Source organism: Methylobacterium gossipiicola, from assembly GCF_900113485.1.
Lineage (GTDB): Bacteria > Pseudomonadota > Alphaproteobacteria > Rhizobiales > Beijerinckiaceae > Methylobacterium > Methylobacterium gossipiicola.
In genome coordinates this window covers 1-20259 of the sequence record NZ_FOPM01000039.1, presented here as the reverse complement: position 1 = coordinate 20259, position 20259 = coordinate 1, and the positions used below count along the sequence as shown (strand labels likewise).

16 protein-coding genes and 1 tRNA gene are annotated in these 20259 nt (G+C 65.8%); 16 read left to right on the top strand and 1 reads right to left on the bottom strand.

The features are described from left to right. From BM249_RS20085 to rplA, 6 genes are all read left to right on the top strand, one after another. Positions 1-93: EF-Tu C-terminal domain-related protein (locus tag BM249_RS20085; RefSeq protein ID WP_483127893.1), on the top strand; the 93-nt coding region annotated here is incomplete at its 5' end. Positions 94-263: 170 nt separating this feature from the next. After that, positions 264-340: transfer RNA gene (locus tag BM249_RS20080), tRNA-Trp, on the top strand. Between the two features lie 215 nt (positions 341-555). Continuing rightward, positions 556-861 carry a preprotein translocase subunit SecE gene (secE, locus tag BM249_RS20075; RefSeq protein ID WP_091975312.1) on the top strand — a complete coding sequence of 102 codons (306 nt, stop codon included), beginning with the start codon at positions 556-558 and terminating at the stop codon, positions 859-861. A gap of 59 nt (positions 862-920) precedes the next feature. Then, a complete protein-coding gene (gene nusG / locus BM249_RS20070; RefSeq protein WP_091975310.1) occupies positions 921-1454 on the top strand; it encodes a transcription termination/antitermination protein NusG in 534 nt (177 codons plus the stop codon). A 227-nt stretch (positions 1455-1681) separates the two neighbouring features. After that, positions 1682-2131, top strand: coding sequence for a 50S ribosomal protein L11 (gene rplK / locus BM249_RS20065; protein ID WP_091975308.1), 450 nt, complete (start codon positions 1682-1684; stop codon positions 2129-2131). 12 nt (positions 2132-2143) lie between these two features. Then, positions 2144-2842, top strand: coding sequence for a 50S ribosomal protein L1 (gene rplA, locus BM249_RS20060; protein WP_091975306.1), 699 nt, complete (start codon positions 2144-2146; stop codon positions 2840-2842). A gap of 65 nt (positions 2843-2907) precedes the next feature. Here rplA and BM249_RS20055 read toward each other — a convergent pair whose 3' ends face one another. Then, positions 2908-3072 carry a DUF1127 domain-containing protein gene (locus BM249_RS20055; RefSeq protein WP_143103817.1) on the bottom strand — a complete coding sequence of 55 codons (165 nt, stop codon included), beginning with the start codon at positions 3070-3072 and terminating at the stop codon, positions 2908-2910. 156 nt (positions 3073-3228) lie between these two features. Here BM249_RS20055 and BM249_RS20050 point away from each other — a divergent pair, with 156 nt between their 5' ends. The 10 genes from BM249_RS20050 to BM249_RS21865 form a co-directional block, all read left to right on the top strand. Further along, positions 3229-4560 carry an aminotransferase-like domain-containing protein gene (locus BM249_RS20050; RefSeq protein ID WP_091975303.1) on the top strand — a complete coding sequence of 444 codons (1332 nt, stop codon included), beginning with the start codon at positions 3229-3231 and terminating at the stop codon, positions 4558-4560. A 121-nt stretch (positions 4561-4681) separates the two neighbouring features. Beyond that, positions 4682-6307, top strand: coding sequence for a B12-binding domain-containing radical SAM protein (locus BM249_RS20045; protein WP_091975301.1), 1626 nt, complete (start codon positions 4682-4684; stop codon positions 6305-6307). 565 nt (positions 6308-6872) lie between these two features. Further along, positions 6873-7403 (top strand): 50S ribosomal protein L10, encoded by a 531-nt coding sequence (gene rplJ, locus BM249_RS20040; protein WP_091975299.1) that lies wholly within the window; start codon positions 6873-6875, stop codon positions 7401-7403. A gap of 57 nt (positions 7404-7460) precedes the next feature. Then, positions 7461-7835, top strand: a complete 375-nt coding sequence (gene rplL, locus BM249_RS20035; RefSeq protein ID WP_091975296.1) for a 50S ribosomal protein L7/L12 — start codon at positions 7461-7463, stop codon at positions 7833-7835. Between the two features lie 253 nt (positions 7836-8088). After that, the gene (gene rpoB, locus BM249_RS20030) at positions 8089-12216 is read left to right on the top strand and encodes a DNA-directed RNA polymerase subunit beta (protein ID WP_091975294.1); all 4128 of its coding nucleotides are present in this window, start codon (positions 8089-8091) and stop codon (positions 12214-12216) included. 174 nt (positions 12217-12390) lie between these two features. Then, positions 12391-16599 (top strand): DNA-directed RNA polymerase subunit beta', encoded by a 4209-nt coding sequence (gene rpoC / locus BM249_RS20025; RefSeq protein WP_091975292.1) that lies wholly within the window; start codon positions 12391-12393, stop codon positions 16597-16599. Positions 16600-17046: 447 nt separating this feature from the next. Then, positions 17047-17418 (top strand): 30S ribosomal protein S12, encoded by a 372-nt coding sequence (gene rpsL, locus BM249_RS20020; RefSeq protein WP_018044234.1) that lies wholly within the window; start codon positions 17047-17049, stop codon positions 17416-17418. Between the two features lie 100 nt (positions 17419-17518). Beyond that, positions 17519-17989, top strand: coding sequence for a 30S ribosomal protein S7 (rpsG, locus tag BM249_RS20015; protein ID WP_091975290.1), 471 nt, complete (start codon positions 17519-17521; stop codon positions 17987-17989). Between the two features lie 30 nt (positions 17990-18019). Beyond that, positions 18020-20095 carry an elongation factor G gene (fusA, locus tag BM249_RS20010; protein ID WP_091975288.1) on the top strand — a complete coding sequence of 692 codons (2076 nt, stop codon included), beginning with the start codon at positions 18020-18022 and terminating at the stop codon, positions 20093-20095. Between the two features lie 69 nt (positions 20096-20164). Further along, a partial coding sequence (locus tag BM249_RS21865; RefSeq protein ID WP_131860583.1) for a GTP-binding protein occupies positions 20165-20259 on the top strand: 95 nt, incomplete at its 3' end.

The window sequence follows — 20259 nt, the reverse complement described above, 5'->3', positions numbered from 1 at the left end:
GTCCCCGTCGCCATGGAAGAGAAGCTCCGCTTCGCCATCCGTGAAGGCGGCCGTACCGTCGGCGCCGGCGTCGTCGCCGCCATCAACGAGTAATCCGGGCGGGCGGCCTCGCCGCCCTCCCTCACGCTTCGACGCCGCGGGATTCCGGTCCCGCGGCGTTTGCTTTTTCGAGGCAACAATCCCGCCGAACCCGTGCGGTTTGCCATTGCGGCCCGGCGCGGGCCGGTCTATAGCGACGTCGCGGCGATGAACGCGTCCCGCATAGGAGTGTAGCTCAACTGGTCAGAGCGCCGGTCTCCAAAACCGGAGGTTGCGGGTTCGAGTCCCTCCACTCCTGCCATTTGGCCGCTGCACCAGGTTCCGCTCACGTCGCGTTCCCCATTTCGATCAGGCCGTCTTCCCATCAGCCCCGTCCCGGTGCAGTCGACAAGCACAGGGACTTGCGCTAGAGCGGTCGCCTTCCGAGATCGATGAGGGCTGTCGGGGCGGGTTCGAACACGAGCCTTCGCACCGCGCTTTCCCGCTCCCCGGACCGTTCTCCCTGTTGTTGGCGCCATGGCATCGAACGAACCCTCGAAGAAAGCGGATCTCGCGCGCACCCCGCAGCGCGGCGCCGCCACGCCCGCATCGCCCAGGGCGACGCCGCCCGCGCGGCCGGCACCCAAGCGCGTCGGCCCCCTGGAATTCCTGGGGCAGGTGCGCGACGAGGGCCGCAAGGTCACGTGGCCGACCCGCAAGGAGACCGTCGTCACCACCGTGATGGTGTTCATCATGGTGGTCGTCGCGAGCCTGTTCTTCACGGTGGTCGATCAGGCCATGCGCTACCTCGTCACCCTGATCCTCGGGGTCGGGACCAACTAATTCATCGACCCGGGCGCGCCCGCGCGACCGGCCGACCGACTGCAGGATTTGGTGAGAACGTGTCGAAGCGCTGGTACATCGTCCACGCCTACTCGAACTTCGAGAACAAGGTCGCGCAGTCCATCAAGGATCAGGCGGCCCAGCGTGGCCTGATGGAGCTGTTCGACGAGGTCATGGTCCCGACCGAAAAGGTGGTCGAGGTCCGTCGCGGCCGCAAGGTCGATGCCGAGCGCAAGTTCTTCCCCGGCTACGTCCTGGTGAAGTGCGACCTTACCGACGAGGTTTACCACCTCATCAAGAACACCCCCAAGGTCACGGGCTTCCTCGGCGCCGACAAGTCGAAGCCGGTGCCGATTCCGGACGCCGAGGCCGAGCGCATCAAGGGGCAGGTGGCCGAGGGCGTCGACCGTCCGAAGCCCTCCGTGTCCTTCGAGATCGGCGAGACGGTCCGGGTGTCGGACGGCCCGTTCGCCTCGTTCAACGGCACCGTCGAGGAAATCGACGAGAGCCGTTCGCGCCTCAAGGTCGCCGTGTCGATCTTCGGCCGCGCCACTCCGGTGGAACTCGAATACGCCCAGGTCGAGAAGCTCTGATTTCTCGCGATTTTCGATCAGTCAAATTTGATTGATCCTTCGCTTTCCGGCGGGTCCTGTACGCGCCGTGAAAACGCCGTCGGCGGCCCTCGGCCCCATCGGCACCACACGCGGAAGGCCCGCCCGGTTCGCCGCCGGGGCTCACGGTCCGCACCGCGACCTGCAACCGCCCGCTCCATCCGCGCTGAGGCCAGCCGGGTGCCGGGCATTCTTTGGGAGCAGTCCCTATGGCAAAGAAGATCACGGGCTACGTGAAGCTTCAGGTTCCGGCCGGCGCCGCGAATCCGTCGCCGCCCATCGGCCCCGCGCTCGGTCAGCGCGGCCTCAACATCATGGAATTCTGCAAGGCCTTCAACGCGAAGACCTCTCAGATCGAGAAGGGCACCCCGATTCCGGTCGTGATCACGGCCTATCAGGATCGCTCCTTCACCTTCGAAATGAAGCAGCCCCCGGTCACCTTCTTCCTGAAGAAGGCCGCCGGCCTGAAGATCGGCAAGAAGCCGGCTTCCGGCTCCAAGACCCCGGGCAAGGGCCCGACGGTGGGCAAGGTCACCGAGGCGCAGCTTCGCGAGATCGCCGAGCGCAAGATGCCCGACCTGAACTGCGATTCGGTGGATGCCGCCGTCGCGATGATCCGTGGCTCCGCGCGGGCCATGGGTCTCGACATCGTCGCCTAAGGGGAGGGCACCATGGCACACGAAGGAAAGCGCATCCGCGCCGCCCGCGAGGGCATCGACGCGCTCAAGCTCTACTCCATCGACGAGGCGATTAAGCTCGTGAAGGAGAAGGCCAGCGCCAAGTTCGACGAGACCGTCGAGATCTCGATGAACCTCGGCGTCGATCCGCGCCACGCCGACCAGATGGTCCGCGGCGTCTGCAACCTGCCCAACGGCTCCGGCCGGACTGTGCGGGTGGCGGTGTTCGCCCGCGGCGCCAAGGCCGACGAGGCCCGCGAAGCCGGGGCCGACATCGTCGGCGCCGAGGATCTCCTCGAGATCGTCCAGAGTGGCAAGATCGAGTTCGATCGCTGCATCGCAACCCCGGACCTGATGCCGCTGGTCGGCCGTCTCGGTAAGGTGCTCGGCCCGCGCGGCCTGATGCCGAACCCGAAGGTCGGCACCGTCACCATGGACGTCAAGGGCGCCGTCGCCGGCGCCAAGGGCGGCTCGGTGGAGTTCCGCGTCGAGAAGGCCGGCATCGTTCACGCCGGCATCGGCAAGGTCTCGTTCGATGCCGACAAGCTCGTCGAGAACATCAAGGCGTTCGCCGACGCCGTGGCCAAGGCGAAGCCCGCCGGCGCCAAGGGTCAATACGTCCAGCGCGTCGCCGTGACCTCCTCCATGGGTCCGGGCGTCAAGGTCGAGCCGGCCACGGTGCTGCCGGCCTAACGGCCGCATCCCCATACGGCAGTCTGGAAACGCCCGGCCTCGCGGCCGGGCGTTTTCGTTTGGTCTCACGCCCGCCAGAACGGCCGGCAAGCCTCCCGCTGCACCTCCATCAGGTTCAACCCGACCTCGCGCATCTGCTCGGGATGTAGCCGCCCCAGGGCCCGGCGGTGCCGCCAGCGGCCGATCCAGATCCGGAAGAGGGCGCCAGGGCCGAGGCGGGTCGAAGCCACGCGGAAACAGGGAGCGGGCGATGTGCTGAGGGCAGGGGATGGCATGGCAGGTTCCGACGAAGCCGTCTCCAGAAGACTTGCCAAGCGATCTTGATCCGATCATACCTCGGATCAATCGAAACATTGCTCTCAGAGCAATTCGCCCATGATGGCGTCATGACCGATTACCGCGTCCTGGCCGATGGTTTGGTCGAAGACATCGCCACCGGGCGGATGCCGCCGGGAACGCGCCTGCCGCCCCAGCGGTCCTTCGCCTACGCGCAGGGGATCGCCGTCTCCACGGCGAGCCGGGTCTATGCCGAGTTGGTTCGGCGCGGCCTCGTGACGGGCGAGACCGGGCGCGGCACCTATGTTCGCCCCCAGGACGGCGCGGCGCGCCTCGCTTTCGCCGAGCCACCCGCGACGGCCGTCGATCTCGAACGCATCTACTCGGTGCTCCCGGATCATACCGATGGCCTATCGCGAACGATTCAGGATTTGCTCCGATCCGATCGGATCAAATCCATCGTCGCGCCAGTGGCGGCGGCGGGCGACCCCGATGCCCGCGCCGTGGCGGCCCGGTTCCTCGCGCGGCCGGGCTGGACGCCGGGGGCCGACCCCCTCCTGTTCACCGGCAACGGCCGTCAGGCCGTCGCGTCCGCCCTGGCGGCCCTGGCTCCGCCGGGCGAGCGGATCGGCGTCGAGGCCCTGACCTATCCGGTGGTGAAGGGGATCGCCGCTCGCCTCGGCATCACCCTGGTGCCGCTGGCCCTGGACGGAGAGGGCCTGTGCCCCGACGCCCTGGCGCAGGCCCATCGCACCGCGCCCCTGCGGGGGATCTATCTGCAGCCCTCCCTGCACAATCCCCTCGGGATAACCATGGGACCGGAGCGCCGGGCGGCCCTCGCCGAAAGCCTCGACGCCCACGGGCTCTTCGCCGTGGAGGATGCGATCTACGGCTTCCTCAGCGACGCCGTGCCCCTGGCCGCCTTCGCCCCGGAGCGGACGATCCTCGTCGACAGCCTGTCGAAGCGGGTCGCCCCCGGCTTCACCCTCGGCTTCATCGCGGCGCCTCCGCTCCTCGTCGACCGGATCGCCCTGTGCGTCCGTTCCGGCGGTTGGGGCGCCACGGGCCTGCCCTTCGCCGTCGGACGCCGTCTCATGGAGTCGGGCGAAGCGGCTCGGATCGGGCTGGCGAAGCGGGAGGATGCCCGCGCCCGTCAGGCGCTCGCCCGCGATATCCTCGCCGACCTCGCCCTACGGGGCGACCCGCAAGCCTATCACCTCTGGCTCGCCCTGCCCGAGACGTGGCGGGCCGAGACCTTCGTGGCCGCCGCCGCCCGACGCGGCATCGCCGTCACGCCGGCCAACGCCTTCGCGGTCCATGCCGGCCACGCACCCAACGCCGTGCGCCTCGCCCTGGCCTCGCCGCCCCTGGACGCCCTCGCCCCCGCCCTGACGACCCTCCGCCAGTTGGCCCGGGACGGCGACGACAGCCCCGTCGAGTAGCCGCCCGCTTCAAAGGGCCGTGAGGCGGCGAACGGCAAGAGCGCGAGAAACCACGGTCAGGCATGAGAAAACCCGCGCCGAGGGGGACGCCTTCGCGCGGGGCTGTGCTAGATACGGCGTCATGCGATGCACCCTCACCGTCTCCTCGAAGCGACGCATCCTGTGCGTCTTTCCCGCCTACACCCCGTCCTTCGGGACGTTCGCGCACGCCTATCCGTTGATGGGCGGCGTCAAGGCCTTCATGCCGCCGCAGGGCCTTCTGCTCATCGCCGCCTACATGCCGGAGGCGTGGGAATACCGGTTCGTTGACGAGAACATCCGGCGGGCCGGGGCGGAGGATTTCGCCTGGGCCGACGCGGTGTTCGTGTCGGGCATGCACATCCAGGCGCCGCAGATCCGAGACATCTACGCCAGGGCCCACGCCGCCGGGAAAGTCACGGTGCTCGGTGGCCCCTCGGTGTCGGGCTCGCCCGAGCAGTATCCCGAGTTCGATTATCTCCACATCGGTGAGATCGGCGACGCCACCGACGAACTCGTGACGATCCTCGACCGAGACGTGTCGATCCCGGCGAGCCAGGTGCGCCTGGAGACCAAGGAGCGTCTCCCGCTCTCCGACTTCCCGGCGCCGGCCTACGAGGCCGCTCCGCTCAAGCGCTACCTCATCGGCTCCCTGCAATTCTCGTCGGGCTGCCCCTATCGTTGCGAGTTCTGCGACATCCCGCAGCTCTACGGTCGCCAGCCACGCTTGAAGTCGCCCGAACAGATGCTCGGCGAACTCGACGCCATCATCTCGCAGCCCGGCCACCCGGCGGTGGTCTACTTCGTCGACGACAACTTCATCGGCAACCGCAAGGCGACGAAGGACATGCTGCCCCACCTCGTGGCGTGGCAGAAGAAGAACAACTACCCGCTTCAGTTCGCCTGCGAGGCGACCCTGAACATGGCCAAGCAGCCCGACATCCTCGAGCTGATGCGCCAAGCCAATTTCATGACGGTGTTCGTCGGCATCGAGACGCCGGAAGAGGATGCGCTCGCCGGCATCGACAAGAAGCACAACGCCGCCGTGCCCATGTACGAAGCCATCGAGACCCTCAACAGCTATGGCCTCGAGGTGACCTCGGGCATCATCCTCGGCCTCGACACCGATACGGACAGCTCCGAGCAGAAGCTCATTGACTTCATCGACAAGTCCGCCGTGCCGGTGCTGACCATGAACCTGCTCCAGGCACTGCCGAAGACGCCCCTGTGGGACCGCCTCACCCGTGAGGGCCGCCTGACCCACGACGCGGCCCTCGAATCCAACGTCCTGTTCAAGCGCCCCCACGACGAGGTGGTGGCGAGCTGGCGCCGGGCCATCGCGCATGCCTACGAGCCGGCCAACCTGTTCGAGCGCTTCCGCATCCAAGTCGAGCGAACCTATCCGCACCGGATCAAGACGCCGGTGAAGGGCAAGCTCACCCGGACCAACCTACGCCGGGGCCTCATCCTCGGCTTCAACATCGCCCTGCGGGTCGGCGTGCTGTCGGATTATCGCGGCGTATTCTGGCGCGCGGCGGGCCACGCCTTGAAGCGCGGGCAGATCGAGGCGGTGTTCAACATGGGCTTCGTCGCCCACCATCTCATCCGCTTCACCCGCGAGGCCCTGCGCGGCGAGCACAACGCCTCGTTCTATGCGGCGAAAGCCGATGCCGCCAAGACCGTGCGGTCGCCGTGGTGGCAGGCCGCCCGCAAGTTCCTGCCGACCTGAGGAACGCGCGCGCCTCCGCAGCCTGGACTTCACAGGGCGAGGGGCGCGGCAAGCCCCACCCCACGTCAAGCGAAATCGACGCCCGCACCGGAATAATCGTGTGCGGGCCCTTGGCAGGCTGCTTGCAAGGCTCTATAGACCGCGCTCAACGTTTTCAGACGCGGGCCATGAATCGATCATTCGGTTGGTGGACCACGTGAAAGATCCCTGGGTGACCAGGTGATATGGCCGGAAGGCCTTGAGGGGCCAAAACCCTTCTGGGCTTCGTCCGGCCATGTCCTGTCCGAGACTGCAGGCGCCGGGTAACCGGCTTAATCTCTCAGCCTGCACAGACGGGGAAGACCGAATTCAACACCCTCGCGCTCCCGGGCGATTCGCTCAGGGGTGAGAGGCATCGGTTTGAACCATCTCACCCGTGTCGTCCACCCGTTCCGGGGGGCGGTAGGGGACAGGGCCGTGAAGCGTCGTCCAGGACGTTCCGGCTTCTTCGAGCCGAATTCCGTCCCGGGCGGCATGTGCAACCGGCGGGCCCATTCTCGGGTTCCGCCAACCGGAGAGAGCCCCAGTGGACAGGACAGCCAAAGCTGATCTCGTCTCGACGCTCAACGGCGTGTTCGCAAGCACGTCCGTCGTCGTCGTGGCCCACTACAAGGGCCTGACGGTCGCCGACATGCAGAAGCTGCGCTCGCAGATGAAGCTGGCCGGTGCCACCGTGAAGGTCACCAAGAACCGCCTCGCCAACATCGCTCTCGATGGCACGGACGTCGCCTCCATCAAGCCCCTCCTGAAGGGTCCGACCCTGCTCGCTTATTCAAGCGATCCGGTCGCGGCCGCCAAGGTTGCGGTGGACTTCGCCAAGGCCAACGACAAGCTCGTGATCCTCGGCGGCGCCATGGGCACGACAGCCCTGAACCCGGACGGTGTGAAGGCCCTGGCCTCGCTCCCGTCCCTCGACGAACTGCGCGCCAAGATCGTGGGCCTTGTCCAGGCTCCCGCGACCAAGATCGCCCAGGTCGTCAACGCACCGGCGGCCAAGCTCGCCCGCGTGTTCGGAGCCTATGCCACGAAGGACGAGGCCAAGGACGAAGCGGCCTGACGCCGCATCGCCCTTTTCAACCCATCCGTTCAAACCGATCTATGAAGGAATACAACCATGGCTGATCTCGCCAAGCTCGTCGACGACCTGTCCTCGCTGACCGTTCTCGAGGCCGCCGACCTCGCCAAGATGCTCGAAGAGAAGTGGGGCGTCTCGGCTGCCGCCGCCGTCGCCGTCGCCGCTGGTCCGGCCGCCGGTCCGGCCGCCGCCGCCGAGGAGCAGACCGAGTTCACGGTCGTGCTCGCCTCCGCCGGCGACAAGAAGATCGAGGTCATCAAGGAGGTCCGCGCGATCACCGGCCTCGGCCTCAAGGAAGCCAAGGATCTCGTCGAGGGCGCCCCGAAGCCCGTCAAGGAGTCCGTCAACAAGGAAGAGGCCGAGAAGCTCAAGGCCCAGCTCGAGAAGGCTGGCGCCAAGATCGAGCTCAAGTAAGACACTTCGGTGGGCCGCCTGAAGGCCCACCCCTTCCCGTCAGGTGCCCCCGGGGACCTGACGGCCCCGAAGGCCCGCGGGTTCGCGCCCGTGGGCTAAGGTCGCTTCCGGCGACACGACCGGCCCGGCGACGGGCCACGAGATTTTCAGTTCGGGAGGACGGCGTCCGGCGGGGCGCGTCCATCGCCTGGTCGCGGGAGGTATACGCCTTCCCCGGGCATCCGGTACGCGGGACGTAGGAGCGAGGTCACCCATGGCCAACACGCTGGTCGGTCGCAAGCGCATTCGCAAATTCTTCGGCAAGATCAAGGAAGTCGCCGAGATGCCGAACCTCATCGAGGTTCAGAAGGCGTCCTACGACCAGTTCCTGATGATGGACGAGCCGGAAGGCGGGCGGGGCGACGAAGGCCTGCAGACCGTGTTCAAGTCGGTGTTCCCGATCTCCGACTTCTCGGCCACCGCCCTCCTCGAATTCGTGAAGTACACCTTCGAGCAGCCGAAATACGACGTCGACGAGTGCCGCCAGCGCGGCATCACCTTCGCGGCGCCCCTCAAGGTGACGCTGCGCCTCATCGTGTTCGATGTCGATCCCGATACCGGCGCCAAGTCGGTCAAGGACATCAAGGAGCAGGACGTCTACATGGGCGACATGCCCCTGATGACGGAGAACGGCACCTTCATCGTCAACGGCACCGAGCGCGTGATCGTCTCGCAGATGCACCGTTCACCGGGCGTGTTCTTCGACCACGATAAGGGCAAGACCCACTCGTCGGGCAAGCTCCTGTTCGCCGCGCGCATCATCCCGTATCGTGGCTCCTGGCTCGACGTCGAGTTCGACGCCAAGGACATCGTCCACGTCCGCATCGACCGCAAGCGCAAGCTGCCGGTGACCTCCCTGCTGTTCGCCCTCGGACTCGACGGCGAGGAGATCCTGTCGACCTTCTACAACCGCGTGCAGTACGATCGTGACGGCGCCGACTGGCGCGTGCCCTACGACGCCGAGCGCCTGAAGGGCTTCAAGGCCACCGTCGACCTCATCGACGCCGAGTCCGGCGAAGTCGTCCTCGAAGCCGGCAAGAAGCTCAACGCCCGCAACGCTCGGCAGATCGCCGAGCGCGGTGTGCAGTTCCTCAAGGCGACGGACGAGGACCTCATCGGCCAGTACATCGCCGAGGATCTGGTCAACGTTCAGACGGGCGAGATCTGGGCCGAGGCCGGCGACGAGATCTCCGACAAGCTCCTCAAGAGCCTCGAAGAGGTCGGCGTCACCGAGTTGCCGGTGCTCGACATCGACCACATCAACGTCGGACCCTACATTCGCAACACCCTCGCGGTGGACAAGAACTCCGCCCGCGAAGGCGCGCTGTTCGACATCTATCGGGTCATGCGCCCCGGCGAGCCGCCGACGCTCGACACGGCGGAAGCCATGTTCCACTCGCTGTTCTTCGACGCCGAGCGCTACGATCTCTCGGCCGTCGGCCGCGTGAAGATGAACATGCGCCTCGACCTCGATGCCGCCGATACCGTGCGGACCCTGCGCCGCGAGGACATGCTCGCCGTGGTGAAAGCCCTGGTGGACCTGCGCGACGGCAAGGGTGAGATCGACGACATCGATCACCTCGGCAACCGCCGCGTTCGCTCGGTGGGCGAGCTCATGGAGAACCAGTACCGCCTGGGCCTCCTGCGCATGGAGCGCGCCATCAAGGAGCGGATGTCGTCCGTCGATATCGACACGGTGATGCCGCAAGATCTCATCAACGCGAAGCCGGCCGCGGCCGCGGTGCGCGAGTTCTTCGGCTCGTCGCAGCTGTCGCAGTTCATGGATCAGACCAACCCGCTCTCGGAGGTCACCCACAAGCGCCGCCTGTCGGCGCTCGGCCCGGGCGGTCTGACCCGCGAGCGCGCCGGCTTCGAGGTGCGCGACGTGCACCCGACCCATTACGGCCGCATCTGCCCGATCGAAACCCCGGAAGGCCCGAACATCGGCCTCATCAACTCGCTGGCGACCTTCGCCCGCGTGAACAAGTACGGCTTCATCGAGACCCCCTTCCGCAAGGTGAAGGACGGCATCGTCACGAAGGAGGTCGCCTACCTCTCCGCCATGGAGGAGGCGAAGTACTACGTCGCCCAGGCCAACGCCCAGATGGACGAAGCCTTCAAGCTCACGGAAGACCTCGTGGTCTGTCGTCGTGCCGGCGACGTCATCGTGGTGCCGCCGGACCGCGTCGACCTCATGGATGTGTCGCCGAAGCAGCTCGTCTCGGTCGCCGCCGCTCTCATCCCGTTCCTCGAGAACGACGACGCGAACCGCGCCCTCATGGGCTCGAACATGCAGCGCCAGGCGGTGCCGCTGGTTCGCGCCGACGCGCCCTTCGTCGGCACGGGCATGGAAGCCGTGGTCGCCCGCGACTCCGGTGCCGCCATCGCGGCGCGCCGGACGGGCATCGTCGATCAGGTGGACGCCACCCGTATCGTCATCCGGGCGACGGAAGAAGCCGACGCCAACAAGCCCGGCGTCGACATCTACCGTCTGCAGAAGTTCCAGCGCTCCAACCAGTCGACCTGCATCACGCAGAAGCCCCTGGTGCGCGTCGGCGAGGCCGTGAAGAAGGGCGAGATCATCGCCGACGGTCCGTCGACGGAGTTCGGTGAGTTGGCCCTCGGCCGCAACGTCCTCGTCGCGTTCATGCCGTGGAACGGCTACAACTTCGAGGACTCGATCCTGCTCTCCGAGCGGATTGTGAAGGATGACGTGTTCACCTCGATTCACATCGAGGAATTCGAGGTGATGGCTCGAGACACCAAGCTCGGACCGGAAGAAATCACCCGCGACATCCCCAACGTGTCGGAAGAGGCGCTCAAGAACCTCGACGAGGCCGGCATCGTCTATATCGGTGCCGAGGTCCACGCGGGCGACATCCTGTGCGGCAAGATCACCCCGAAGGGCGAGAGCCCGATGACGCCGGAGGAAAAGCTCCTGCGCGCCATCTTCGGTGAGAAGGCGTCCGACGTGCGCGACACCTCGCTGCGGGTTCCCCCGGGCGTGACCGGCACCATCGTCGAAGTGCGCGTGTTCAACCGCCACGGCGTCGACAAGGACGAGCGCGCCCAGGCCATCGAGCGCGAGGAGATCGAACGCCTCGCCAAGGACCGCGACGACGAGCAGGCGATCCTCGACCGCAACACCTATGCGCGTCTGGCCACCGTCCTCATCGGCCAAGCCCCCATCGCCGGTCCGAAGGGCTTCAAGAAGGAGACCACGCTGAACCGCGAGCTCCTCAGCGAGTACCCGCGTTCGCAATGGTGGCAGTTCGCCGTCATCGACGACCGTCTCATGAGCGAGATGGAAGCGATGCAGAAGCAGTACGACGAGTCGAAGAAGCGCCTCGAGCAGCGCTTCCTCGACAAGGTCGAAAAGCTGCAGCGCGGCGACGAGCTGCCCCCCGGCGTGATGAAGATGGTCAAGGTCTTCGTCGCGGTGAAGCGCAAGATTCAGCCGGGCGACAAGATGGCCGGGCGCCATGGCAACAAGGGTGTCGTGTCCCGCATCGTGCCCATCGAGGACATGCCTTTCCTCGAGGACGGGACGCATGCCGACATCGTCCTGAACCCGCTCGGCGTGCCCTCGCGCATGAACGTCGGTCAGATCCTCGAGACCCACCTCGGCTGGGCGGCGGCCGGTCTCGGCCGCAAGGTCAGCCAGGCGGTGGACGCCTATCTACGCACCAACGACATCGCGCCCCTCAAGGCGGAGATGTCGGCCATCTACTCGCCCTCCGAACTTGAAGGCCTGTCGGACGAGGACGTGGCGGAGGCCGCCAACAACGTGCGCCGCGGCGTGCCGATGGCCACCCCGGTGTTCAACGGCGCCAAGGAAGCCGACATCGAGCAGATGCTGGAAATGGCCGGTCTCGACCGGTCGGCCCAGTCGACCCTCTATGACGGCCGCACGGGTGAAGCCTTCGACCGCAAGGTCACCATGGGCTACATCTACATGCTGAAGCTGCACCACCTCGTGGACGACAAGATCCACGCCCGCTCGATCGGCCCGTACTCCCTGGTCACCCAGCAGCCCCTGGGCGGCAAGGCGCAGTTCGGCGGTCAGCGCTTCGGCGAGATGGAGGTCTGGGCCCTCGAAGCCTACGGCGCCGCCTACACCTTGCAGGAGATGCTGACGGTGAAGTCGGACGACGTCGCCGGCCGCACCAAGGTGTACGAGGCCATCGTGCGCGGCGACGACACCTTCGAGGCGGGCATCCCCGAGTCGTTCAACGTGCTCGTCAAGGAAATGCGGTCGCTCGGCCTCAACGTCGAGCTCACCTCCTCGAAGACGGCCACCGCCAACGACCAGATCGAGCCGCCGGCCGAGGCGGCCGAGTAACCACCGCGACACGCTCCCGCGCCGGCCTCCCGCCGGCGCGGTTCGAGTGGGGAGGGGAAGCGCCTCCCGGACGGCGAACGGCCAGCGGCGACCGAGACGGTCGCAGCGCCGACAAGTTTACAGCACGCGGTAGCCCCTCGGCGGAGGGCGCGCCCCGTCAGCAGGAGTTGATCCATGAACCAAGAGGTCATGAATCTTTTCAACCAACAGGCTCAGCCCCAGAGCTTCGACCAGATCAAGATCTCGATCTCGTCGCCGGAAAAGATCCTCTCGTGGTCTTTCGGCGAGATCAAGAAGCCCGAGACGATCAACTACCGCACGTTCAAGCCCGAGCGCGACGGCCTGTTCTGCGCCCGCATCTTCGGACCGATCAAGGATTACGAGTGCTTGTGCGGCAAGTACAAGCGCATGAAGTACAAGGGCGTCATCTGTGAGAAGTGCGGCGTCGAGGTCACCCTCGCGCGCGTGCGGCGCGACCGCATGGGCCACATCGAGCTCGCCGCCCCCGTCGCCCACATCTGGTTCCTGAAGTCGCTGCCCTCTCGCATCGGCCTACTGCTCGACATGGCCCTCAAGGACCTCGAGCGGATCCTCTACTTCGAGTCCTACGTCACCATCGAGCCGGGCCTTACCCCCCTGAAGGAGCGTCAACTCCTCTCGGAGGAAGAGTACCTGCGCGCCCAGGAGGAGTACGGCGAGGACAGCTTCACCGCCATGATCGGCGCCGAGGCCATCCGCCGGATACTCCAGGAACTCGACCTCGACGGCATCGCCGATTCGCTGCGCGAGGAGATCGCCACCACGACCTCCGAGCTGAAGCCGAAGAAGCTGCTCAAGCGCCTGAAGATCATCGAGGCGTTCCAGATGTCGGGCAACAAGCCCGAGTGGATGATCCTCACCGTCGTGCCGGTGATCCCGCCGGACCTGCGTCCGCTGGTCCCCCTCGACGGCGGCCGCTTCGCGACGTCCGATCTCAACGACCTCTATCGCCGCGTCATCAACCGCAACAACCGCCTCAAGCGGCTGATCGAGCTGCGCGCGCCGGACATCATCATCCGCAACGAGAAGCGCATGCTTCAGGAGGCGGTGGATGCGCTGTTCGACAACGGCCGTCGCGGCCGCGTCATCACGGGTGCCAACAAGCGCCCGCTGAAGTCCCTCGCCGACATGCTGAAGGGCAAGCAGGGCCGCTTCCGTCAGAACCTGCTCGGCAAGCGCGTCGATTACTCGGGCCGCTCGGTCATCGTGGTGGGTCCGGAGTTGAAGCTCCACCAGTGCGGCCTGCCGAAGAAGATGGCCCTGGAGCTGTTCAAACCGTTCATCTACGCGCGCCTCGACGCCAAAGGCTTCTCCGCCACGGTGAAGCAGGCCAAGAAGCTCGTCGAGAAGGAGAAGCCGGAAGTCTGGGACATCCTCGACGAGGTGATCCGCGAGCACCCGGTGATGCTCAACCGCGCGCCGACGCTGCACCGCCTCGGCATCCAGGCGTTCGAGCCCAAGCTCATCGAGGGTAAGGCGATCCAGCTGCACCCGCTGGTCTGCGCCGCGTTCAACGCCGACTTCGACGGCGATCAGATGGCCGTGCACGTCCCGCTGTCGCTCGAGGCGCAGCTGGAAGCGCGCGTGCTGATGATGTCGACGAACAACATCCTGCACCCGGCGAACGGCCTGCCGATCATCGTGCCGAGCCAAGACATCGTGCTCGGCCTATACTACCTCTCCATCGTCGCCGAGGGCGCCGTCGGCGCGTTCGACCCGACGAGCAAGACCAACCCGATGCAGGGCGTCTTCGGCAATATCGGTGAACTCGAGCACGCGCTGGCGGCCAAGACCGTGAAGCTGCACTCGAAGATCCGCTGGCGCTGGACCGGCATCGGTCCGGACGGCGAGCCCCTGACGAAGATCTACGACACCACCCCGGGCCGCGTGATCCTGTCCGGCGCCCTGCCGCTGCACAAGAACGTCCCCTTCGACGTCGTCAACAAGCTGATGACCAAGAAGGAGATCTCGGGAATGATCGACACCGTCTACCGCCACTGCGGTCAGAAGGAGTCGGTGATCTTCTGTGATCGCATCATGGCGCTCGGCTTCAACCACGCCTTCAAGGCCGGCATCTCGTTCGGCAAGGACGACATGGTCGTGCCGGACAACAAGTGGCCCATCGTGGACGACACCCGCGCCCTGGTGAAAGACTACGAGCAGCAGTACAACGACGGCCTAATCACGCAGGGCGAGAAGTACAACAAGGTGGTGGATGCCTGGGCCAAGTGCTCGGACAAGCTCGCCGCCGAGATGATGCTGCGCATCTCCACTGTGCAGAAGGACGAGCACGGCGCCGACAAGCAGATCAACTCGATCTACATGATGAGCCACTCCGGCGCCCGTGGTTCGCCGGCGCAGATGAAGCAGCTCGCCGCCATGCGCGGCCTCATGGCCAAGCCCTCGGGCGAGATCATCGAGACGCCGATCATCTCGAACTTCAAGGAAGGTCTCGACGTGCTCGAGTACTTCAACTCGACCCACGGCGCCCGTAAGGGCCTCGCGGACACCGCGTTGAAGACCGCCAACTCGGGCTACCTCACCCGCCGCCTCGTCGACGTGGCGCAGGACGCGGTGATCCGGGAAGTGGATTGCGGCTCGACCTCCGGCATCCGCATGCGCGCCATCGTGGATGCGGGCCAGGTCGTGGCGCCGCTGTCCATCCGAATCCTCGGCCGCGCCACGGCGGAGGATCTCATTGCCCAAGATGGTACGGTCATCGTCAAGACCAACGAGACCATCGAAGAGAAGCACCTGCCGGCCATCCAGGCGGCGGGCATCCAGGAGGTGAAGATCCGCTCGGTGCTGGTGTGCCAGACCAAGAGCGGCGTCTGCGCCACCTGCTACGGACGCGACCTCGCCCGCGGCACACCCGTGAACATGGGCGAAGCCGTCGGCGTCATCGCGGCGCAGTCCATCGGCGAGCCGGGCACCCAGCTCACCATGCGTACCTTCCACATCGGCGGCGCCGCGCAGATCGCCGATTCGTCCTTCATCGAGTCGAGCTTCGAAGGCACCATCAAGATCCGCAATCGGGCGCTCGCCCGGAACACGGACGGTGACCTCATCGCCACGGGCCGCAACGTCGCCGTCGTCATCGTCGGCACAGACAACACCGAGCGTGCGGTGCACCGCCTGCAATACGGTGCGAAGCTGCGGGTGGACGAGGGCGACAAGGTCAAGCGCGGCCAGCGCATCGCAGAATGGGACCCCTACACCCGCCCGATCATCACCGAAACGGACGGCGTCGTGGCCTACGAGGACCTCATCGACGGTCAATCCATCACGGAGACCACCGACGAATCGACGGGTATCGCCAAGCGCGTGGTCATCGACTGGCGCGGCACCGCCCGCACCGCCGACCTCAAGCCGGCGATGCTGGTGCTGGATTCCGACGGCAAGCCCATGAAGCTGCCGCGCGGTTCCGACGCCCGCTACTTCCTGCCCGTCGACGCCATCATCGGCTACGACCCGGGCGCCCGAGTGAAGGCCGGCGACATCCTGGCCCGTGTCTCAACGGATTCGGCCAAGACCCGCGACATCACCGGCGGTCTGCCGCGGGTGGCGGAGCTGTTCGAGGCCCGTCGGCCGAAGGATGCGGCGATCATCGCGGAGAAGTCCGGCACCATCCAGTTCGGGCGCGACTACAAGAACAAGCGTCGCCTGACCCTGACGCCCCACGACGGCTCGGAGGCGGTCGAGTACCTCATCCCCAAGGGCAAGCACATCCATCTGCAGGACGGGGACGTGGTGGAACTCGGCGACTACATCGTCGACGGCAACCCGGCACCGCACGACATCCTGGCGATCAAGGGCGTGGAGGAGCTCGCCGCTTACCTCGTCAACGAGATCCAGGAGGTCTACCGGCTCCAGGGCGTGGCCATCAACGACAAGCACATCGAGGTCATCGTCCGGCAGATGCTGCAGAAGGTCGAGATCACCGACGGCGGTGATTCGGACATCCTCACGGGTGACCAAATCGACCGGACCGAGCTCGCGGACGTGAACGAGAAGCTCTTGGCCGAGGGCAAGCGCCCCGTGGTCGGCGTCCCGGTGCTGCTCGGCATCACCAAGGCGTCGCTGCAGACGAAGTCGTTCATCTCGGCGGCCTCGTTCCAGGAGACCACCCGCGTCCTCACGGAAGCGGCGGTCAACGGGAAGATCGACCACCTCGAAGGTCTGAAGGAAAACGTCATCGTCGGCTCGCTCATTCCGGCGGGCACGGGCTCCATGGCCGCCGACATCCGCGCCGTGGCCCGCCGTCGCGATGCCATGATCCTGCAGCAGAAGGCCGCCGAGAGTGGAGCGACGCCCCTGTCAGAGCTGCCGCCCGCCGCCGAATAAGCAGCATCACACATTCACAACCGAAGGGGTCGCCCAAGGGCGGCCCCTTTTTGTGACCGCTGTCCGACCCAGATCCGGTCGGGCTCGAGATCACACCGCCGAAGATTCCTTCACGCTTCGGTAGGCTATGACTTGACGGGGACCGAAACCCCCTCTATCAGGCCCTCATTGAACGGCTGGCCGTAGGCAGCATCTGATCCAGGAGCGACTCGCTCGGATCCAAGCTGCCTAAACGCATCCGACTTCAACAGACGAACACGTGTCAGCCCGGCATGACCGCTTGCTCTTAGGCAGGTGATCCTCTGCTTGCAACGACGCGCCAAAGGCTGAACTCAGCCTGGGGCGCGGTTTTGCGTTTCATCGCATCGACGATGCGATGACGGGGCCGGCCAAACGAGATTTGGATTTCGACGGTCGCCGCTGGCGACGCGTTTCGAGAGGATTGGCATGCCGACGATCAACCAGCTGATCGCTCAGCCGCGCAAGGCGCAGAAGAGCCGCAACAAGGTGCCGGCGCTCGACGCCTGCCCGCAGAAGCGTGGCGTCTGCACCCGCGTCTACACGACGACCCCGAAGAAGCCGAACTCCGCGCTCCGTAAGGTCGCCAAGGTTCGTCTGACCAATGGCTTCGAGGTCATCGGCTACATCCCGGGCGAGGGTCACAACCTTCAGGAGCACTCCGTGGTGATGATCCGCGGCGGCCGCGTGAAGGATCTTCCGGGTGTGCGTTACCACATCCTGCGCGGCGTGCTCGACACGCAGGGCGTCAAGGGCCGCAAGCAGCGCCGTTCGAAGTACGGCGCCAAGCGTCCGAAGTAAGATTTTCGCGCACCCCGCAAGGATGCCGCCGGTTCTGACAGGAATTCAAGGTGGCCTGCGTGGGGTGGTTTCAAGACCTTAGACCGATACGGAGCGAGCGATGTCCCGCCGCCATTCTGCCGAGAAGCGCGAAATCATTCCCGACGCCAAGTACGGCGACGTGGTCCTGACCAAGTTCATGAATTCGATCATGTACGAGGGCAAGAAGTCCATCGCCGAGGGCATCGTCTACGGTGCGTTCGACATCGTCGAGAACCGCGCCCGCGCCAACCCCATCGAAGTGTTCCGGGCTGCCCTCGAGAACGTGGCTCCGGCCATCGAGGTTCGCTCCCGTCGCGTCGGTGGCGCGACCTACCAGGTCCCCGTCGAGGTGCGCGCGGAGCGCCGCCAGGCGCTGGCCATCCGTTGGCTGATCCAGGCCGCCCGTGGCCGCAACGACCGCACCATGGTCGAGCGCCTCTCGGCCGAACTCCTCGATGCCGCCAACAACCGCGGAAACGCCGTGAAGAAGCGGGAAGACACCCACCGGATGGCGGAAGCCAACCGCGCCTTCTCGCACTACCGCTGGTAAGCGGACCCGGACCCTTTCAGGAGTAATCCGATGCCCCGCACGCATGCGATCGAGGACTACCGCAACTTCGGCATCATGGCTCACATCGATGCCGGCAAGACCACGACCACCGAGCGGATCCTGTACTACACCGGCAAATCCCATAAGATCGGCGAAGTCCATGACGGCGCCGCGACCATGGACTGGATGACGCAGGAGCAGGAGCGTGGCATCACGATCACCTCCGCCGCCACGACGTGTTTCTGGCGCGACAAGCGCCTGAACATCATCGACACCCCCGGCCACGTCGACTTCACCATCGAGGTCGAGCGCTCCCTGCGCGTGCTGGACGGGGCCGTGTGCGTCCTCGACGGCAACCAAGGCGTCGAGCCCCAGACCGAGACCGTGTGGCGTCAGGCCGACAAGTACGACGTGCCGCGCGTCGTGTTCGTCAACAAGATGGACAAGATCGGCGCCGACTTCTTCAAGTGCGTCGCCGACATCATCGATCGCGTCGCCGGCAAGCCCGTCTGCCTGCAGCTGCCGATCGGCGCCGAGAACACCTTCAAGGGTGTCATCGACCTGATCAAGATGAAGGCCATCGTCTGGGGTTCGGAGAAGCTCGGCGCAGAGTTCTCGGAAGTCGAGATCCCGGCCGACCTCGCCGATCAGGCCGCGGAGTACCGCGTCAAGCTCGTCGAGGCCTGCGTCGAGATGGATGACGATGCCATGTCGGCCTACCTCGACGGTGTCGAGCCCGACGCCGCGACGATGCATCGTCTCATCCGCACGGCCGTGCAGCGCCGTGCCTTCCACCCCGTGCTCTGCGGTTCGGCCTTCAAGAATAAGGGCGTGCAGCCCCTGCTCGACGCCGTCGTCGATTACCTGCCGTCCCCCGCTGATCGCGGCGAGATCAAGGGCATCGACTTCAAGACCGAGGAAGAGACCGTTCGTCGTCCCACCGACGCCGAGCCATTCTCCATGCTCGCCTTCAAGATCATGGACGATCCGCACGTCGGCACGATCACCTTCTGCCGTGTGTACTCAGGCAAGATCGAGTCGGGCGCCAACGTGCTCAACTCCTCGCGCGACAAGAAAGAGCGCGTCGGCCGCATGCTTCTCATGCACGCCAACAACCGTGAGGACGTCAAGGAAGCCTTCACGGGCGACATCGTCGCCCTGGCCGGCCTCAAGGATACCCGCACGGGCGACACGCTCTGCGATCCCAGCAAGGCCGTGATCCTCGAGAAGATGGAGTTCCCCGAGCCCGTCATCGAGATCGCCGTCGAGCCGAAGTCGAAGGCCGATCAGGAGAAGCTCGGCATCGCTCTCGCCAAGCTCGCCGCTGAGGATCCGTCGTTCCGTGTCTCGACGGATCAGGAGTCTGGCCAGACCATCCTTCGCGGGATGGGCGAGCTCCACCTCGACATCAAGGTCGACATCCTGCGCCGCACCTACATGGTCGACGCGAATATCGGCCAGCCGCAGGTGGCGTACCGTGAGAAGCTCACGAAGCGCACCGAGATCGACTACACCCACAAGAAGCAGACCGGTGGTACCGGTCAGTTCGCCCGGGTGAAGTTCGTCGTCGAGCCGAACGAGCCTGGCAAGGGCTTCGAGTTCGCCTCGAAGATCATCGGCGGCGCGGTGCCCAAGGAGTACATCCCGGGCGTGGAGAAGGGCCTCAACTCGGTGCTCGGCGCCGGTATCCTGGCGGGCTTCCCCGTCGTGGACATCAAGGTCGAGCTCATCGACGGTGCCTACCACGACGTGGACTCGTCGGCCCTGGCCTTCGAAATCGCGTCGCGCGCAGCCCTCCGTGAAGCCCTGCAAAAGGGTGGATCGGTGCTGCTCGAACCGGTGATGAAGGTCGAGGTGGTCTCGCCGGAAGAGTATACCGGTTCGGTGATCGGCGACCTGAATTCCCGCCGCGGCCAGATCCAGGGCCAGGACATGCGCGGCAACGCGAACGTCATCAACGCGATGGTGCCGCTCGCCAACATGTTCGGCTACGTGAACCAACTCCGGTCCTTCTCGCAGGGCCGCGCCAACTTCACGATGCAGTTCGACCATTACGAAGAGGTGCCGCGCGGCGAGGCCGAGAAGGTCGTCGCCAAGTACGCCTAAAGTCGGTGGCGCCCTCGGGGGCGCCTCCCGCACCCTTCAGACGCAACATCAGATCACACGGAGGCTATCATGGCCAAAGAGAAATTTTCGCGTACGAAGCCGCACTGCAACATCGGCACGATCGGTCACGTCGATCACGGCAAGACGTCTCTGACGGCGGCGAT

Excerpts from the sequence above, each read along its gene's own strand:
- secE (WP_091975312.1), top strand. The coding sequence starts at position 556 with ATGGCATCGAACGAACCCTCGAAGAAAGCGGATCTCGCGCGCACCCCG.
- rplK (WP_091975308.1), top strand. The coding sequence starts at position 1,682 with ATGGCAAAGAAGATCACGGGCTACGTGAAGCTTCAGGTTCCGGCCGGC.
- rplA (WP_091975306.1), top strand. The coding sequence starts at position 2,144 with ATGGCACACGAAGGAAAGCGCATCCGCGCCGCCCGCGAGGGCATCGAC.
- BM249_RS20050 (WP_091975303.1), top strand. The coding sequence starts at position 3,229 with ATGACCGATTACCGCGTCCTGGCCGATGGTTTGGTCGAAGACATCGCC.
- BM249_RS20045 (WP_091975301.1), top strand. The coding sequence starts at position 4,682 with ATGCGATGCACCCTCACCGTCTCCTCGAAGCGACGCATCCTGTGCGTC.
- rplL (WP_091975296.1), top strand. The coding sequence starts at position 7,461 with ATGGCTGATCTCGCCAAGCTCGTCGACGACCTGTCCTCGCTGACCGTT.
- rpoB (WP_091975294.1), top strand. The coding sequence starts at position 8,089 with ATGGCCAACACGCTGGTCGGTCGCAAGCGCATTCGCAAATTCTTCGGC.
- rpoC (WP_091975292.1), top strand. The coding sequence starts at position 12,391 with ATGAACCAAGAGGTCATGAATCTTTTCAACCAACAGGCTCAGCCCCAG.
- rpsL (WP_018044234.1), top strand. The coding sequence starts at position 17,047 with ATGCCGACGATCAACCAGCTGATCGCTCAGCCGCGCAAGGCGCAGAAG.
- rpsG (WP_091975290.1), top strand. The coding sequence starts at position 17,519 with ATGTCCCGCCGCCATTCTGCCGAGAAGCGCGAAATCATTCCCGACGCC.
- fusA (WP_091975288.1), top strand. The coding sequence starts at position 18,020 with ATGCCCCGCACGCATGCGATCGAGGACTACCGCAACTTCGGCATCATG.